The sequence below is a fragment of the Lelliottia sp. RD5 genome (assembly GCF_056032945.1).
The window spans coordinates 391,243-409,060 of record NZ_JBVYHQ010000002.1; the positions used below are offsets into that span (position 1 = coordinate 391,243).

Annotated in this window: 16 protein-coding genes and 1 other RNA gene; 13 read left to right on the forward strand and 4 right to left on the reverse strand. The window is 54.1% G+C overall.

Annotated elements, in window-relative coordinates; translation table 11 throughout:
- The first annotated feature begins 25 nt into the window (after positions 1-25).
- From fbaA to AC0LWE_RS09655, 4 genes are all read left to right on the forward strand, one after another.
- A complete protein-coding gene (gene fbaA, locus AC0LWE_RS09640) occupies positions 26-1,105 on the forward strand; it encodes a class II fructose-bisphosphate aldolase (RefSeq protein WP_059177586.1) in 1,080 nt (359 codons plus the stop codon).
- Positions 1,106-1,294: 189 nt separating this feature from the next.
- Positions 1,295-2,149, forward strand: coding sequence for a small-conductance mechanosensitive channel MscS (locus AC0LWE_RS09645; protein ID WP_219347401.1), 855 nt, complete (start codon positions 1,295-1,297; stop codon positions 2,147-2,149).
- A 142-nt stretch (positions 2,150-2,291) separates the two neighbouring features.
- The gene (gene argO, locus AC0LWE_RS09650; RefSeq protein ID WP_219347402.1) at positions 2,292-2,927 is read left to right on the forward strand and encodes an arginine exporter ArgO; all 636 of its coding nucleotides are present in this window, start codon (positions 2,292-2,294) and stop codon (positions 2,925-2,927) included.
- Between the two features lie 91 nt (positions 2,928-3,018).
- Positions 3,019-3,762 carry an oxidative stress defense protein gene (locus AC0LWE_RS09655; RefSeq protein WP_131486262.1) on the forward strand — a complete coding sequence of 248 codons (744 nt, stop codon included), beginning with the start codon at positions 3,019-3,021 and terminating at the stop codon, positions 3,760-3,762.
- Positions 3,763-3,802: 40 nt separating this feature from the next.
- Here the strand turns inward: AC0LWE_RS09655 and argP are convergent, their stop codons facing one another.
- Positions 3,803-4,696 (reverse strand): DNA-binding transcriptional regulator ArgP, encoded by an 894-nt coding sequence (gene argP, locus AC0LWE_RS09660; RefSeq protein WP_015960324.1) that lies wholly within the window; start codon positions 4,694-4,696, stop codon positions 3,803-3,805.
- Between the two features lie 187 nt (positions 4,697-4,883).
- Here argP and rpiA point away from each other — a divergent pair, with 187 nt between their 5' ends.
- Together rpiA and serA are read left to right on the forward strand one after the other, a co-directional pair.
- Positions 4,884-5,543 carry a ribose-5-phosphate isomerase RpiA gene (rpiA, locus tag AC0LWE_RS09665; protein WP_219347403.1) on the forward strand — a complete coding sequence of 220 codons (660 nt, stop codon included), beginning with the start codon at positions 4,884-4,886 and terminating at the stop codon, positions 5,541-5,543.
- A 263-nt stretch (positions 5,544-5,806) separates the two neighbouring features.
- Entirely contained in the window at positions 5,807-7,039 is a 1,233-nt protein-coding gene (gene serA / locus AC0LWE_RS09670; RefSeq protein ID WP_202667696.1) for a phosphoglycerate dehydrogenase, read from the forward strand.
- 77 nt (positions 7,040-7,116) lie between these two features.
- Here serA and AC0LWE_RS09675 read toward each other — a convergent pair whose 3' ends face one another.
- The 3 genes from AC0LWE_RS09675 to zapA all read right to left on the reverse strand — a co-directional run bounded on the left by AC0LWE_RS09675 (position 7,117) and on the right by zapA (position 8,295).
- A complete protein-coding gene (locus AC0LWE_RS09675) occupies positions 7,117-7,713 on the reverse strand; it encodes a 5-formyltetrahydrofolate cyclo-ligase (RefSeq protein ID WP_059177591.1) in 597 nt (198 codons plus the stop codon).
- A 27-nt stretch (positions 7,714-7,740) separates the two neighbouring features.
- Positions 7,741-7,924: non-coding RNA, 6S RNA (ssrS, locus tag AC0LWE_RS09680), on the reverse strand.
- Between the two features lie 41 nt (positions 7,925-7,965).
- A complete protein-coding gene (gene zapA, locus AC0LWE_RS09685; protein WP_015960320.1) occupies positions 7,966-8,295 on the reverse strand; it encodes a cell division protein ZapA in 330 nt (109 codons plus the stop codon).
- Positions 8,296-8,461: 166 nt separating this feature from the next.
- Here zapA and AC0LWE_RS09690 point away from each other — a divergent pair, with 166 nt between their 5' ends.
- From AC0LWE_RS09690 to gcvP, 7 genes are all read left to right on the forward strand, one after another.
- Positions 8,462-9,040: a YecA/YgfB family protein gene (locus AC0LWE_RS09690; RefSeq protein WP_202667695.1), complete on the forward strand. Its 579-nt coding sequence runs from the start codon at positions 8,462-8,464 to the stop codon at positions 9,038-9,040.
- A 25-nt stretch (positions 9,041-9,065) separates the two neighbouring features.
- Complete coding sequence (pepP, locus tag AC0LWE_RS09695) at positions 9,066-10,379, forward strand: Xaa-Pro aminopeptidase (RefSeq protein ID WP_202667694.1); 1,314 nt, start codon at positions 9,066-9,068, stop codon at positions 10,377-10,379.
- Complete coding sequence (gene ubiH, locus AC0LWE_RS09700) at positions 10,376-11,554, forward strand: 2-octaprenyl-6-methoxyphenyl hydroxylase (protein ID WP_219347405.1); 1,179 nt, start codon at positions 10,376-10,378, stop codon at positions 11,552-11,554. The genes pepP and ubiH overlap by 4 nt, the downstream gene beginning before the upstream one ends.
- Before the next feature lie 12 nt (positions 11,555-11,566).
- Positions 11,567-12,769: an FAD-dependent 2-octaprenylphenol hydroxylase gene (ubiI, locus tag AC0LWE_RS09705; RefSeq protein WP_202665813.1), complete on the forward strand. Its 1,203-nt coding sequence runs from the start codon at positions 11,567-11,569 to the stop codon at positions 12,767-12,769.
- Positions 12,770-13,195: 426 nt separating this feature from the next.
- A complete protein-coding gene (gene gcvT / locus AC0LWE_RS09710; protein ID WP_202667692.1) occupies positions 13,196-14,290 on the forward strand; it encodes a glycine cleavage system aminomethyltransferase GcvT in 1,095 nt (364 codons plus the stop codon).
- A gap of 24 nt (positions 14,291-14,314) precedes the next feature.
- Entirely contained in the window at positions 14,315-14,704 is a 390-nt protein-coding gene (gene gcvH, locus AC0LWE_RS09715) for a glycine cleavage system protein GcvH (protein WP_015960314.1), read from the forward strand.
- Between the two features lie 184 nt (positions 14,705-14,888).
- Positions 14,889-17,762, forward strand: coding sequence for an aminomethyl-transferring glycine dehydrogenase (gene gcvP, locus AC0LWE_RS09720; protein WP_174342943.1), 2,874 nt, complete (start codon positions 14,889-14,891; stop codon positions 17,760-17,762).
- Positions 17,763-17,818: the final 56 nt, after the last annotated feature.

The window sequence follows — 17,818 nt, forward strand, 5'->3', positions numbered from 1 at the left end:
CGGCCGAAGATACAGGACTCGTAACATGTCTAAAATTTTTGATTTCGTAAAACCTGGCGTGATCACTGGTGATGACGTTCAGAAAGTGTTCCAGGTAGCTAAAGAAAACAACTTTGCACTGCCAGCGGTGAACTGCGTGGGTACCGACTCCATCAACGCCGTGCTGGAAACCGCTGCAAAAGTTAAAGCTCCGGTAATCGTTCAGTTCTCCAACGGTGGCGCTGCGTTCATCGCGGGTAAAGGCGTGAAAACTGACGTTCCTCAGGGCGCAGCAATCCTGGGCGCAATCTCTGGTGCGCACCACGTTCACCAGATGGCTGAGCACTACGGTGTTCCAGTTATCCTGCACACCGACCACTGCGCGAAGAAACTGCTGCCGTGGATCGACGGTCTGCTGGACGCGGGTGAAAAACACTTCGCAGCAACCGGTAAGCCACTGTTCTCTTCTCACATGATCGACCTGTCCGAAGAGTCCCTGGAAGAAAACATCGAAATTTGTTCCAAATACCTGGCGCGCATGTCCAAAATGGATATGACCCTGGAAATCGAACTGGGTTGCACCGGCGGTGAAGAAGACGGCGTGGACAACAGCCACATGGACGCTTCTGCACTGTACACTCAGCCAGAAGACGTGGATTACGCGTACACTGAACTGAGCAAAATCAGCCCACGTTTCACCATCGCAGCCTCTTTCGGTAACGTGCACGGCGTTTACAAACCAGGTAACGTTGTGCTGACGCCAACTATCCTGCGTGATTCCCAGGACTATGTTTCTAAGAAACATAACCTGCCGCACAACAGCCTGAACTTCGTCTTCCACGGCGGTTCCGGTTCTTCTGCCCAGGAAATCAAAGACTCCGTAAGCTACGGCGTTATCAAAATGAACATCGATACCGATACCCAATGGGCGACCTGGGACGGCATCCTGCAGTACTACAAAACCAACGAAGCTTACCTGCAAGGCCAGCTGGGCAATCCGAAAGGCGCCGACCAGCCGAACAAAAAATACTACGATCCACGCGTATGGCTGCGTGCTGCTCAGACTTCTATGATCACCCGTCTGGAGCAGGCATTCAAAGAGCTGAACGCGGTAGACGTTCTGTAATTTGAGCTGCTAAAAGCGTCAGAAAGGTCCGCATATGCGGGCCTTTTTTTATGGTTTTTCAACACCCTGCAATACTGCATTTTGTGATCTGTTTGGCATATTCCTCACTTTTTGTTTACCCTTAATTCACTTGCCTGTCTCCTGGTGGGACGGATGTTTGGTGTTTTGATTTAGCAAAAGGACAGATAAATGGAAGATCTCGGTGTAGTCGATGGCATAAACAATGCGGGAATCTGGCTGGTGCGCAACCAGGCGCTGCTGTTGAGTTACGCGGTCAATATCGTGGCGGCAATCGCGATTATTATCGTGGGTATGATCGTGGCGCGTATTGTCTCCAATGCGCTTAACCGCGTCATGCGCGCGCGTCATATTGATGCAACGGTCGCGGATTTTCTGTCTGCACTGGTGCGCTACGGAGTTATCGCTTTCACACTGATTGCTGCCTTGGGCCGAGTGGGCGTCCAGACCGCATCCGTCATCGCGGTACTCGGTGCGGCAGGCTTAGCCATCGGTTTGGCACTACAAGGCTCTCTGTCTAACCTGGCGGCAGGCGTACTGCTGGTCACTTTCCGTCCTTTCCGCTCAGGAGAATATGTCGACTTAGGCGGCGTTGCGGGAACTGTGCTGCAGGTGCAGATTTTCTCCACCACCATGCGCACCGTCGATGGGCGTATCGTGGTTATCCCCAACGGTAAGATTATTGCGGGCAATATCATTAACTTTTCCCGCGAGCCGGTACGCCGTAACGAACTGATTATTAGCGTCTCTTACGATTCGGATATTGATAAGGTGAAATCACTCATCACCAACATTATCGAATCTGACGAACGTATCCTGAAAGATCGCGAAAGAACCGTCCGACTCAACGAGCTCGGCGCTTCTTCCATCAACTTTGTGGTGCGCATCTGGAGCAACAGCGGCGATCTGCAAAACGTATACTGGGATGTGCTGGAGCGTATTAAGCGCGAATTTGACGCTAATGGTATTAGCTTCCCGTATCCGCAGATGGATGTGAATTTCAAGCGTGTAAAAGAAGCAGAATAATTTTTCTCTTTTAGCCCGGTAGCGCAAATGCGTCCGGGCTTTATATTAGCTATGCTAATTGCCAATTAATATTATCAATTTCCTCTAATAACAATCACGAAGTATAGTCTGCACCTAAAGACATCTTTTCGAGATTGAATTCATGTTATCTTACTATTTTCAAGGGCTTGTGCTCGGCGCGGCGATGATTCTTCCCCTCGGTCCGCAAAACGCGTTCGTGATGAATCAGGGCATTCGCCGTCAATATCATTTGATGATTGCGATGCTGTGCGCGGTGAGCGATCTGCTACTGATTTGCGCCGGGATTTTTGGGGGCAGTGCATTGCTGATGCAGTCGCCGTGGCTACTGGCGTTGGTGACCTGGGGTGGCGTCGCATTTTTGCTGTGGTATGGTTTTGGTGCGCTAAAAACGGCGATGAGCAGCAATCTGGAACTCGCAAGCGCAGAGGTCATGAAGCAAGGGCGCTGGAAGATCATCGCTACTATGCTGGCCGTGACCTGGCTTAATCCGCATGTTTATCTGGATACGTTTGTGGTCCTTGGCAGTCTGGGCGGACAGCTGGATGTGGAGCCGAGACGCTGGTTTGCGCTCGGTACCGTCAGCGCCTCTTTCCTGTGGTTCTTTGGCCTGGCAATGCTGGCAGCGTGGCTGGCACCGCGTCTACGCACGGCGAAAGCGCAGCGCGTCATCAATACCCTAGTTGGCGTAGTGATGTGGTTTATTGCTTTCCAGCTCGCGAAAGAGGGAGTTCATCATATTCAGGGATTGCTCAACTAAGCGTTCTCTTATGGACAACTGAAGCAGACCCGCTAAGCTTGCTGGCATGCGCCTTGTTAAAGGGCTCTCTTCGCAACATGGAGGAATGACAGTGAAGTGTAAAGTGATGGCCCTGGCGGCATTAGTAAGTTTTGGCGCAATGTCGGTACAGGCAAACGAATTGCCTGATGGTCCGCACATTGTCACCTCTGGCACAGCGAGCGTTGATGCCGTTCCGGATGTTGCAACGCTTGCAATTGAAGTGAACGTGGCAGCGAAAGACGCCGCTTCTGCTAAAAAGCAGGCAGACGATCGTGTTGCGCAATATCTCTCCTTCCTTGAGCAAAATGGCGTTGGGAAAAAGGATATCAACTCCGCCAATCTGCGGACTCAGCCGGATTATGATTACCAGAATGGCAAAAGCGTTCTGAAAGGCTATCGCGCTGTGCGTACTGTGGAAGTCACGGTACGTCAGCTGGACAAGCTGAATTCACTGCTGGACGGTGCGCTTAAGGCGGGACTGAACGAAATTCGTTCCGTGTCACTGGGCGTTGCGCAACCTGAGAAGTATAAAGACGAAGCCCGTAAAGCGGCTATAGATGATGCCGTGCGTCAGGCGCAAGAACTGGCTTCAGGCTTTAAAACCAAGCTGGGTCCTGTGTACAGCGTGCGCTATCACGTCTCAAACTATCAGCCAAGCCCGATGGTTCGCATGATGAAGGCTGATGCAGCGCCTGTTTCAGCGGAAGAAACCTACGAGCAGCCGACGATTCAGTTTGATGATCAGGTCGACGTGGTGTTCCAGCTTGAGCCTGCACAGGCTCAGCAACCAGAACCGGCAACAAAAACGCAGTAATGAGCATTACCCCTCTCCCGCAGGAGAGGGGCTTCTTTCGTTAATCCTGTCTCAACACCTTATGCCCATAGGCCAGCAGCGCATCCGTGACGTTGCGCATCATGCGGCTTTCTGGCGCAAATCGGTGCCAGTACAGCATCCGACGCTGATACAAGCCTGGCGTTAAGTCGATAAGCTCACCGCTCTTCAACTCTTTTTCAATCTGCAAATGCGGGATCATACAGCAGGTCGTGCCCTGGCGAGCCAGCTGCACAAACGCTTCTGATGAATTGACGATATGGCACGGCACGCTGCCCGGTGGGAGATCGAAATTCTGCTGCAAAAACGCCTGGTGCATGTCGTCGAGATGATCGAATGCGACGGCGGGTGCTTTCAGCAGTGCGGCGCGCGTCACGCCGTTGGGAAAATAGCGATCGGCAAAGGCTTTCGAGCCAACAAAGAGGTAGTCGAGAGCACCCAACTGATCGACAAGACAGCTCGGCAGCGCCTGCGGTTGAATACTCACTGCCCCCACAACTTCGCCGCGACGCAGGCGTTCCTGCGTTCGGGTTTCATCTTCCACCTGCAAATTAAGGCGAATCGGTGAGTCAGCAAGAACGGCTGAAAGCGCGGGCAGTAGCCAGGTTGCCAGACTGTCGGCGTTCACCGCCAGCGATAACAGCAGCGGCGTGGAACCGGTTTGCTCATCACCCAACCACTCTTCTTCCAGCAATTCCACCTGGCGTAGCAGCGCGAGAAGTTTCTGCCCTTGCTCTGTCGGGCGCGGCGGCACGGTACGCACCAGCAGCGGTTGTCCGAACATATTCTCCAGCTGTTTGATTCGCTGTGATACGGCGGATTGAGTGATGCACAGCTTTTGCGCTGCGCGCTCAAAACCTCGTTCACGAATAACGGCATCAAGCGCCTGTAGTGTTCTGTAGTCCGGACGTTTCATTGCGAGGCAGTACTCCTGAGTTTGCTTATTCTGCACTATGACACAAATTCCTCTTTGTGACTGACGAATTCTGACCACGTCGGAGCAGTCGTGTCTTTACGCGTTAATGTGACACCGGTCACAGGGACATTCGGGGTGTCCATGTTCTATAATGCGCCCTGAGTTTTCACACCACAGGCAAACGATCATGACGCAGGATGAACTGAAAAAAGCAGTAGGATGGGCCGCACTCCAGTACGTACAACCGGGTACTATTGTCGGTGTGGGTACTGGCTCGACCGCAGCACACTTTATTGATGCGCTTGGAACGATGAAAGGGCAGATCGAGGGTGCAGTTTCCAGCTCTGATGCTTCAACGGAAAAACTGAAAAGTCTGGGCATTACCGTGTTCGATTTGAACGAAGTGGATCGTCTGGGCATTTACGTGGATGGTGCCGACGAAATCAACGGCCACATGCAGATGATCAAAGGCGGCGGCGCTGCGCTGACGCGTGAGAAAATTATCGCTTCCGTTGCTGTTAAGTTCATTTGTATCGCCGATGCCTCCAAGCAGGTCGATATCCTGGGGACTTTTCCTCTGCCGGTCGAAGTCATTCCGATGGCGCGCAGCGCGGTTGCTCGTCAACTGGTGAAGCTGGGTGGTCGCCCGGAATATCGCCAGGGTGTGGTTACTGACAACGGTAACGTGATTCTGGACGTTTACAATCTGGAAATTCTGGACGCCGTGGCGATGGAAAATGCCATCAATGCGATTCCGGGCGTAGTGACTGTAGGGCTATTCGCCAATCGTGGCGCGGATGTGGCGCTGATCGGCACCGCTGACGGCGTGAAAACCATCGTAAAATGATCTGACGGGGGGAGTCCTCTCCCCGTTAAATATTTTTCAAAAGCCAAATTCGGTGACTTGTATCACGTTTTTTGACCTCTCCTGACGATCCTTCCGCCTTTCAAAATTACCGCAGCATTTTATGCTGTCATTTTGCTCTGGATGACTTTTCTTCAGAGTGCCGACGCAAACGTTCATATTGCTGCAATAGTTTTTTTTGATATGTTGGCGGGAGCGGATTTAAATCCAGCACAACAACAGTTCAGACAAACAGGGTCGGGTAAATGGCAAAGGTATCACTGGAAAAAGACAAGATTAAGTTTCTGCTCGTCGAAGGCGTGCATCAGAAAGCACTCGATAATCTTCGCGCAGCAGGTTACACCAACATCGAATTCCACAAAGGTGCGCTGGATACAGAGCAGCTGAAAGAATCCATCCGTGATGCCCACTTCATTGGCCTGCGATCCCGTACGCATCTGACTGAAGACGTTATTGCGTGTGCTGAAAAGTTGGTGGCCATCGGTTGTTTCTGTATTGGTACCAATCAGGTCGATTTGAATGCAGCAGCGCGACGCGGCGTGCCGGTCTTTAATGCACCGTTCTCCAACACCCGTTCGGTCGCGGAATTAGTGATCGGTGAGCTGCTGTTGCTTCTGCGCGGTATTCCGGAAGCGAACGCCAAAGCACACCGCGGCATCTGGAACAAACTGGCTTCAGGCTCTTATGAAGCGCGTGGCAAAAAGCTCGGGATTATTGGTTACGGCCATATCGGTACGCAGCTCGGCATTCTTGCCGAATCCCTGGGTATGAATGTGTTCTTCTATGATATCGAAAACAAACTGCCGCTGGGCAATGCCACTCAGGTGCAGCATCTTTCTGACTTGCTGAATATGAGCGATGTGGTGAGTCTGCATGTGCCGGAAAATGCTTCTACCAAGAATATGATGGGCGCAGAAGAGATCGCACTGATGAAGCCGGGCTCGCTGCTGATTAATGCCGCACGCGGCACGGTTGTGGATATTCCAGCGTTGTGTGACGCGCTCAGACGTAAGCACCTGGCGGGCGCGGCAATCGACGTCTTCCCAACGGAGCCGGCAACCAACAGCGATCCGTTTACCACTCCGCTGTTAGAGTTCGACAACGTGATCCTGACGCCACACATTGGTGGCTCAACGCAGGAAGCGCAGGAAAATATCGGTCTGGAAGTGGCGGGTAAACTGAGCAAATATTCCGACAACGGTTCCACGCTTTCTGCAGTGAACTTCCCGGAAGTGTCTCTGCCGCTGCACGGCGGGCGTCGTTTGCTGCACATCCACGAGAATCGCCCTGGTGTGCTGACAGCGATTAACCAGATTTTTGCCGAGCAGGGCGTCAACATTGCCGCGCAGTATCTGCAAACCAACGCGCAGATGGGCTACGTGGTTATCGACATTGAGGCTGAAGACGATGTTGCTGAGAAAGCGCTGTTGAGCATGAAGGCGATTCCAGGAACGATTCGCGCGCGCCTGCTGTACTGATCTGCGGCACACTGATTGCTCTGCGTCGGAAGAGGGCGCAAACAGTAAAAACGGTAACTGGCGTTACCGTTTTTTTATCACCACTCCCACACTTTTGATGGCGTGACCACGGCGGGCAGCGGGATATCCCATTTCTCTACCGGAAGTCTGTCCACGCCCTGACAATCATGCGCATATCCTACCGGCTGTAGGCCATGCTGCTGCCAGTTCTGTAGTGTACGATCGTAGAATCCACCGCCCATGCCCAAGCGTTGACCATACCTGTCGAATGCCACCAGCGGCGTAATCAGCACATCCAGTTCATTGAGCGGTAAAACATCGCGCACATCCAGTTTGGGTTCCGTGATTTTCAGACGATTCACGACCAGTTCGCTGTGCGGATGATAATGCAGGAACAGCAAATTACCCGGGCTGAAGGGATGTAAAACGGGCAGATAGACTTTCTTTCCGGCGCGCCACAGTTGTTCGATCAGCGGTTGGGTATCCAGTTCACCATCAAACGATAAAAACAGCGCCACCGTATGCGCCATCACAACGGGCGAATAGGCCATCATGCGTGCCGAGGCTTGTTGGGCAAAGTGAGCTTGTTGATCAGGGGACAGTGCACGACGTTGTTTGCGGATGAACTGACGGATTTCTTGTCGAGATGCAGGAACTTCAGGAAGTTGCGTCATGGTAGAAGCTAGGTAGTAAGAAGAGTGGGAATCTCCGAGATGCCGCCGCAGGCTGTAACCCTTGAACCCTTGGTTCAAGGTGAATATGTCGTCATAGTCTTAAGGCTTCTCGGACGAACCGAGCATGCTCACCGACCATGGAGCGCCACATTCTTGTGGTATGAAATATCGGCTCAGGGGACTGGCCCGCTTGCGAACATCTCAGAGAAATTTTTTCTTCACAGTCACTCTACCATAGTCAACTGCGAAGTGTTATTCAAACTTTTGTCCCGGTCTTTCGGGAGTGCGACCTTGATCAAGCAACGCTTGTTCGATGGTCTGCTGGAGCATTTTAATGCGTTGCTCCATGCTCGCCGCGTAATCGCGGGTCTTCGCTTTTTCCTGAGTTAATTCATAGCTGATGTTCAACGCGGCGATGAAAACCAACTGCTCAGTATTTGTGACTCTAGTGCGTTCTTTTAAATCTTGCAACCGCTGATTCAAATCGTCCGCAGCCTGACTCAAAGCATCCCTTTGTTCAGGCGGACAATTCACTCGCAGCGAACGGCCAAAAATTTGGAGATCGACGGGTTGTGCAGACATGCCACCTTCCTGCTTATTGACTGCGCGACCTTCGCTCATGGCCCGGGGGCTGCGAAGGGGCGACACTATAGCTACCATGATATGAAGATACAAGCCCTTTTCTGGTATCTCCAGGGTCCAAAGTGGTAGCATATCATGAATATTCTCCTAACGATGACGAATGCGCATGTCTATACAGAACGAAATGCCTGGTTACTACGAAGTAAGCCAGTTACTTAACCAGCAGGGCGTGGGTTTGACCCCTGCTGAAATGCACGGTCTGATCAGTGGCATGCTGTGCGGCGGAAACAGCGACAGCTCATGGCAGCCGCTGCTTCACGACCTGACAAACGAAGGTCTGGCGTTTGGTCACGAGCTGGCGGAAACGCTGCGTAAAATGCACTCGGCGACCAGCGACTCGCTGGAAGATGACGGCTTCCTTTTTCAGCTTTATCTGCCTGATGGCGATGACGTTAGCGTGTTTGATCGCGCCGATGCGTTGGCGGGGTGGGTAAACCACTATCTGTTAGGTCTGGGCGTGACGCAGCCTAAGCTTGATAAAGTCACTGGCGAAGCGGGTGAAGCTATCGACGATCTGCGTAACATTGCCCAGCTTGGCTACGATGAAGACGAAGACCAGGAAGAGCTGGAAATGTCTGTCGAAGAGATTATCGAGTATGTGCGCGTTGCCGCGCTGCTGTGCCACGATACTTTTACGCGCTCGCAGCCAACCGCACCGGAAGTCCGCAAACCGACATTACATTAAGAATAAGAACGCACAGGAGGGTGTCATGACTCAGCAGGAGTATCTTCGCCGCCGCCGGGCGCTGTTGGCAAAAATGCAGCCTGGAAGCGCGGCGCTGATTTTTGCCGCACCGGAAGCGACGCGCAGCAACGACAGCGAGTATCCGTATCGCCAAAGCAGCGATTTCTGGTACTTCACCGGTTTTAACGAGCCGGAAGCGGTCCTGGTGCTGATAAAAAGCGATGACACTCATAACCACAGCGTTTTGTTCAATCGTGTTCGCGATCTCACTGCAGAAATCTGGTTTGGTCGTCGCTTAGGTCAGGATGCCGCTCCCGAAAAACTCGGCGTTGAGCGCGCGTTGGCCTTTAGCGAAATCAACGAACAGCTTTATCAATTGCTCAACGGTCTGGATGTGGTGTACCACGCGCAGGGCGAATACGCATATGCGGACGATATCGTTTTCACTGCGTTGGATAAACTCCGCAAAGGGTCGCGCCAGAATTTATCTGCGCCCGCATCGCTTACCGACTGGCGTCCTATTGTTCATGAAATGCGCCTGTTTAAATCGTCAGAAGAGTTACAGGCCATGCGTCGTGCGGGTGAAATCAGCGCGCTGGCCCACACCCGCGCGATGGAAAAATGTCGTCCGGGCATGTTCGAATATCAGCTTGAAGGCGAAATCCTTCACGAGTTTTCCCGTCACGGCGCGCGCTTTGCGTCCTATAACACCATTGTGGGCGGCGGTGAAAATGGCTGCATTCTGCATTACACGGAAAATGAAAGTGCGTTGCGCGACGGCGATTTAGTGCTGATCGATGCAGGATGCGAATACAAAGGCTATGCCGGTGACATCACCCGTACCTTCCCGGTGAACGGCACATTTACCCCTGCGCAGCGAGCCGTTTACGACATCGTTCTTGAATCACTCGAAACTGCATTAACGCTGTTCCGCCCCGGCACGTCGATTCAGGAGGTGACGGGCGCAGTCGTGCGCATTATGGTCACAGGCCTGGTGAATCTCGGTGTTCTCAACGGCGACATTGATGAGCTCATTTCGGATAACGCGCACCGCGCATTCTTTATGCACGGCCTGAGCCACTGGCTGGGGCTGGATGTGCATGATGTCGGCGGCTACGGGCCTGACCGCTCGCGGACGCTTAAGCCGGGCATGGTGCTCACTGTCGAACCGGGACTCTATATCGCCCCGGATGCTGACGTGCCTGCCGAGTATCGTGGCATCGGCATCCGTATCGAAGACGACATCGTCATTACCGAAACCGGTAACGAAAATATGACTGCGCAAGTGGTGAAAAAGGCAGACGACATCGAAGCGCTGATGGCGGCGGCACGCGCATGAGTGTCATCATCGTGGGTGGTGGCATGACTGGCGCGACGCTGGCCTTGGCGATTTCTAAGCTCACCGAGGGGCAATTGCCCGTGCATCTTGTCGAAGCGGTTGCTCCGCAGGTTTCTGAGCACCCGGGTTTTGACGCCCGAGCGATTGCGCTGGCGCAAGGCACCTGCCAGCAATTCGCACGCGTGGGGATCTGGCAAGCCATCGCCGACCGTACAACCGCAATCAACACCGTTCATGTCAGCGATCGGGGCCATGCCGGTTTCGTGACGCTGGATGCGCAGGATTACCGCATTGACGCGCTGGGGCATGTCGTTGAGTTGCATGACGTTGGCCTGCGTTTATTCCGCTTATTGCAGGATGCGCCTGGCGTCACGCTGCACTGTCCAGCGCGGGTGGCCAGTTTTACTCGTAGCCAGGATAGCGTCAGCGTCACGCTTGATAATGGCGACACGCTCGAAGGGCAACTGCTGGTCGCTGCTGATGGTTCTCGCTCCGCGCTGGCCACCCAGTGTGGCGTTGAATGGCATCAGCAGCCTTACGGTCAGGCGGCGGTGATTGCGAATGTTTCTACCGCTGTCGCCCATCAGGGGCGTGCGTTCGAACGTTTTACTGAGTTCGGCCCCCTCGCGATGCTGCCGATGTCGGACGGACGCAGTTCGCTGGTCTGGTGTCACGCGCTGGACCGTATTGACGAGGTGATGACCTGGTCTGACGCCCGTTTTTGCGACGAGCTGCAAAAAGCGTTTGGCTGGCGGCTTGGACGTATCACCCATGCGGGACAGCGTTCCGCATACCCCCTGGCGCTGACCACTGCATCGCAATCCATTTCCCATCGCGTCGCCTTAGTCGGCAATGCCGCGCAAACGCTGCATCCGATAGCAGGACAGGGATTTAACCTGGGTTTGCGCGACGTGATGAGCCTGGCAGAGACGCTGGCACAGGCGTGGCGAGAGCACAATGATTACGGTGCCTATGCCATACTCAGCCACTATCAGAAGCGTCGTCAGACAGACAAAGAGGCCACTATTGGCGTCACCGATGGCCTGGTGCATCTTTTCGCAAACCGTTGGGCACCGCTGGTCGCCGGGCGTAATGCGGGGCTGATGGCGATGGAACTATTCATTCCGGCACGTAACGTGCTGGCGCAGCGGACTCTTGGTTGGGTCGCGCGTTAAGGAGTTAACTCAGTGCAGAATGTTGATGTTGCCATTGTTGGCGGCGGAATGGTTGGGCTGGCTTTAGCCTGCGGTTTGCAGGGAAGCGGCCTGCGCGTTGCCGTACTTGAAAGCACGCCACCGCAGCCCGTAGCCCCGGACGCACCGCCTGAACTTCGCGTATCGGCCATCAACGCCGCCAGCGAAAAGCTGCTGACGCGTCTTGGCGTCTGGTCAGATATCACAGCTTTTCGCGCAAGCTGTTATCACGGGATGGAAGTGTGGGACAAAGACAGCTTTGGTCACATTGCGTTTGATGACGAAAGCATGGGCTACAGCCATCTGGGTCACATCGTCGAAAATGCGGTCATTCATCATGCTCTGTGGCAAAAAGCGCAGCACAGCGCAGATATTACGCTGTTAGCGCCTGCACAGGTGCAGCAAGTGGCCTGGGGTGAGAACGAAGCCTTCATTACGTTGCAAAGCGGCGAGATGCTAACGGCGCGTCTGGTTGTTGGCGCAGATGGTGCGAACTCTTGGCTGCGAAATAAAGCGGATATCCCACTGACGTTTTGGGATTACCGTCATCACGCGATGGTCGCGACGATTCGTACCGCTGAGCCACACGGCGGCGTAGCGCGTCAGATTTTCCATAATGACGGCATTCTGGCGTTTCTGCCGCTGAGCGATCCGCATCTGTGTTCGATTGTCTGGTCGTTGATCCCGGAGAAAGCCGAGCAGATGCAGGACGCGACGCCGGAAGAATTCAGCCAGGCGCTGTGCATGGCGTTTGATAACCGCCTGGGTCTGTGTGCGCTTGAAAGCGAGCGCCAGGTGTTCCCATTGACTGGCCGATATGCGCGCCAGTTTGCGGCGCACCGTCTGGCGCTGGTGGGTGATGCTGCGCACACCATCCATCCCTTAGCGGGACAGGGCGTTAACCTGGGCTTTATGGATGCCGCTGAGCTCATCGAAGAGCTGCGTCGTTTACATCGTGAAGGGAAGGACATTGGTCAGCACCTTTATCTGCGCCGCTACGAGCGCAGCCGCAAGCACAGTGCGGCGATGATGCTGGCGGGTATGCAGGGATTCCGCGAGCTATTTGCAGGCGATAACCCCGCCAAAAAACTGCTTCGCGATCTGGGTCTGAAAATGGCTGATACTCTTCCAGGTGTAAAACCCCAGCTGCTTCGTCAGGCAATGGGTTTGAACGATCTGCCAGACTGGCTGCGCTAAGTTAGACCCCCATCACACTTTCATTTCCCGGCTTCTGAGCCGGGACATTTCTCTCATTTGAAATATTCTAATTTCACACCCTAATTCGCATTAGATTATCTAATCTCGCCTTTTTTTCATGATGGGAAATCGCCAGCTTTTTCCACATTAAATATCATCCCAATCTAAATAACTCAGTAATAACCTTGCGTTTGCTCGGCGTTAATTGCATTTATCCAGTGAATCGTTCTGTTGTCTTTTTGGTGTTTTTTAGTCATAAGCTAATGTGATGACCCGTTTTACCTTATGGTTAATCCCTGGTTTCGGTGGTAAGTTCAGGTAAAAGAGAACGTTTGCGTCGGCGTCCAGGCGTGATGCCAACGCCGGGTTTCGTGATGGATTTTTATGCGAAACACAAGATAGCCCTGCTTATTCAACGAGGACAAGATGGCTCAACAAACTCCTTTATACGAACAACACACGTTATGCGGTGCACGCATGGTGGATTTCCATGGCTGGATGATGCCACTGCATTACGGCTCACAAATCGATGAGCATCATGCCGTGCGCACCGACGCCGGTATGTTTGATGTGTCGCACATGACCATTGTCGATCTGCGCGGGAGCCGCACCCGGGAGTTTTTGCGTTATCTGCTGGCAAATGACGTCGCTAAGCTCAAGACCCCAGGCAAGGCGCTCTATTCCGGCATGTTAAATGCCTCCGGCGGCGTCATTGACGACCTGATTGTTTATTACTTCACTGAAGATTTCTTCCGCCTCGTTGTTAACTCCGCCACCCGCGAAAAAGACCTCTCCTGGATTTCCCAACACGCTGAAAAGTACGCCGTCGAGATTACCGTTCGTGACGATCTGTCGCTGATCGCCGTTCAGGGTCCTAACGCGCAGGCGAAAGCCGCCACGTTATTCACGGATGAGCAGCGTCACGCGACTGAGGGCATGAAGCCATTCTTCGGCGTGCAGGCGGGCGATCTGTTTATCGCCACCACCGGTTACACCGGTGAAGCGGGTTACGAAATTGCGATGTCGAACGAGAAAGCTGCCGAATTCTGGCATGCGCTGGTGGAAGCCGGTGTCAAACCTGCTGGTCTTGGCGCGCGCGATACGCTGCGTCTGGAAGCTGGCATGAATTTGTACAGTCAGGAAATGGATGAAACCGTCTCTCCGCTGGCCGCCAACATGGGTTGGACCATCGCGTGGGAACCTGCCGATCGTGAATTTATTGGCCGCGAAGCGCTTGAGATGCAGCGCGAAAAAGGCACCGATCAGCTGGTCGGCCTGGTGATGACTGAAAAAGGCGTGCTGCGTAACGAGCTGCCTGTGCGATTTACCGATGAGCTCGGCAATCAGCGTGAAGGTATGATCACCAGCGGTACCTTCTCGCCGACGCTGGGCTACAGCATTGCGCTGGCGCGCGTACCGGCTGGCATTGGCGAAACTGCCATTGTGCAGATCCGCAATCGTGAAATGCCGGTCAAAGTGACTAAACCGATTTTTGTTCGCGCCGGTAAGCCGGTCGCCTAATCATTTTTTATCAGGAGAATTCCAATGAGCAATGTGCCAGCAGAACTTAAATACAGTAAAGAACACGAATGGCTGCGAAAAGAGGCCGACGGCACGTACACCGTAGGGATCACCGAGCATGCGCAAGAGCTGCTGGGTGACATGGTGTTTGTCGACCTGCCGGACGTCGGCACGACCGTCAGTGCGGGCGACGACTGCGCGGTAGCGGAATCAGTTAAAGCCGCATCCGACATCTACGCACCCGTGAGCGGCGAAATCGTTGCGGTCAACGATGCGCTGAGCGACTCTCCGGAGCTGGTGAACAGTGACCCGTACACCGACGGCTGGATTTTCAAAATCCGCGCGGCTGACGAAGCAGAAGTGGAAGCGCTTCTGGATGCGACGGCGTATGCCGCTCTGCTAGAAAACGAGTAAATACGCGTCATCCTTCACGTTGCAGGTGCGTAGGCGTCCTCGCTCATCTCAGTCACTTACTCATGTAAGCTCCTGAGGATTCGCAGCGTCGCTGCCTTCCTGCAACGCGAATGATTAAGCGTATCAAGGCAAGACAATCACGATTTCTACATCGATTCACCGCACGTTTCAGGAACCATCGCTCATGACACAGACTTTAAGCCAGCTTGAAAACCGTGGCGCCTTCATTGAACGTCACATTGGGCCGGATGCTCAGCAACAGCAGGAGATGCTGAAGACAGTTGGCGCGGATTCGTTAAACGCACTGATCGGCCAGATCGTGCCGAAAGACATTCAGCTCGCCACGCCGCCGCAAGTGGGTGAGGCGACAACGGAATTTGCTGCGCTGGCGGAACTGAAGGCCATTGCCGGTCTCAACAAGCGCTTTAAGTCTTACATTGGCATGGGTTACACCCCAGTGCAGTTGCCGCCGGTTATTCTGCGTAACATGCTGGAAAACCCGGGCTGGTACACCGCCTATACGCCTTATCAGCCGGAAGTGTCTCAGGGCCGTCTGGAAGCGTTGCTGAACTTCCAGCAGGTCACGCTGGATCTGACCGGATTGGACATCGCCTCTGCTTCTTTGCTGGACGAAGCAACTGCCGCCGCCGAAGCGATGGCGATGGCAAAACGCGTGAGCAAGCTGAAAAACGCCAACCGCTTCTTCGTCGCGGCTGACGTGCATCCACAAACGCTGGACGTCGTGCGTACGCGTGCCGAAACCTTTGGTTTTGACGTGATTGTCGATGATGCAGATAAAGTGCTGGATCATCAGGATGTCTTCGGCGTGCTGTTGCAGCAAGTCGGCACCACCGGTGAAGTACACGACTACAGTGCGCTGATTGCCGAGCTGAAATCCCGCAAAATTGTTGTCAGCGTGGCGGCCGATTTTATGGCGCTGGTGCTGTTAACGGCACCGGGCAAACAGGGCGCAGATATTGTTTTCGGTTCCGCGCAGCGCTTTGGCGTGCCGATGGGCTACGGTGGCCCGCACGCGGCATTCTTTGCCGGAAAAGACGAATTCAAACGCTCTATGCCTGGCCGCATTATCGGTGTGTCGAAAGATGCCGCGGGCAATACCGCGCTGCGTATGGCGATGCAGACGCGTGAGCAACACATTCGTCGCGAAAAAGCGAACTCCAATATCTGTACCTCTCAGGTACTGCTGGCGAATATTGCCAGCCTGTACGCGGTGTTCCACGGTCCAGTGGGGCTGAAACGCATTGCGACCCGCATTCATCGCTTTGCGGATATTCTGGCTACCGGTTTACAACAGAAAGGCCTGAAGCTGCGCCATGCCCATTACTTTGACACGCTGTGTGTTGAAGTTGCGGATAAAGCCGGTGTGCTGGCGCGCGCAGAAGCCGCAGAGATCAACCTGCGCAGCGATATTCTCAACGCCGTCGGTATCACGCTGGATGAGACCACCACCCGCGAGGACGTGCAAAATCTGTTTAACGTCCTGCTGGGCGATGCACACGGACTTGACGTCGATGCCTTGGATAAAGAAGTGGCGCACGATAGCCGCTCTATTCAGGAAAGCATGCTGCGCGATGATGCGATTCTGACTCACCCGGTATTCAATCGCTATCACAGCGAAACCGAGATGATGCGGTATATGCACTCTCTGGAGCGCAAAGATCTGGCGCTGAATCAGGCGATGATCCCGCTGGGTTCCTGCACCATGAAGCTGAACGCCGCCGCAGAAATGATTCCGATTACCTGGCCTGAATTCTCTGAGCTGCACCCGTTCTGCCCGGCAGAACAGGCGGAAGGGTATCATCAGATGATCAACCAGCTCTCCGACTGGCTGGTGAAGCTGACCGGTTATGACGCACTCTGCATGCAGCCAAACTCCGGCGCACAGGGCGAGTACGCCGGCCTGCTGGCGATTCGTCATTACCACGAAAGCCGCAACGAAGGTCATCGTGATATCTGCCTGATCCCAAGCTCCGCTCACGGCACCAACCCGGCATCCGCGCAGATGGCGGGAATGGAAGTCGTTGTCGTCGCATGCGACAAAAACGGGAACATCGATCTGACCGATCTGCGTGCCAAAGCAGAACATGCGGGCGAAAAACTGTCCTGCATTATGGTCACGTATCCGTCCACGCACGGTGTGTACGAAGAAACCATCCGTGAAGTGTGCGAGATTGTGCATCAGTTCGGCGGCCAGGTGTATCTTGATGGCGCGAACATGAACGCGCAGGTGGGCATCACCTCTCCGGGCTTTATCGGCGCGGATGTTTCGCACCTGAATCTGCATAAGACCTTCTGTATCCCGCACGGCGGCGGCGGCCCGGGTATGGGACCGATTGGCGTAAAAGCGCACCTGGCACCGTTTGTTCCAGGCCACAGTGTGGTGCAGATTGAAGGTATGTTGACCCGTCAGGGCGCGGTATCCGCGGCACCGTTTGGCAGCGCATCCATTCTGCCAATCAGCTGGATGTACATCCGTATGATGGGCGCAGAAGGGCTGAAACAGGCAAGTCAGGTGGCGATTCTGAACGCCAACTACATTGCCACACGTCTGAAAGACGCCTATCCAGTGCTCTATACCGGTCGTGATGGCCGCGTGGCGCACGAATGTATTCTGGATATTCGTCCGCTGAAAGACGAAACCGGGATCAGCGAACTGGATATCGCCAAGCGCCTGATTGACTACGGATTCCACGCACCGACCATGTCGTTCCCGGTAGCGGGCACGCTGATGGTTGAGCCGACCGAGTCAGAAAGCAAAGTTGAACTGGATCGCTTTATCGAGGCGATGCTGGCGATTCGCAATGAAATCACCCGCGTGAAGCAGGGCGAATGGACGCTGGAAGATAACCCGCTGGTCAATGCGCCGCACACGCAAAACGAGCTGGTGGCGGAGTGGCATCACGGTTATACCCGCGAAGTGGCGGTCTTCCCGGCGGGCGTGGCAAACAAATACTGGCCAACGGTGAAACGTCTTGATGACGTTTATGGCGACCGCAATTTGTTCTGCTCCTGCGTGCCAATGAGCGAATATCAGTAATACTTAACGTGACTGCTTAAGCCGGGCGAGTGATGCCCGGCTTTTTTTATTTTGGA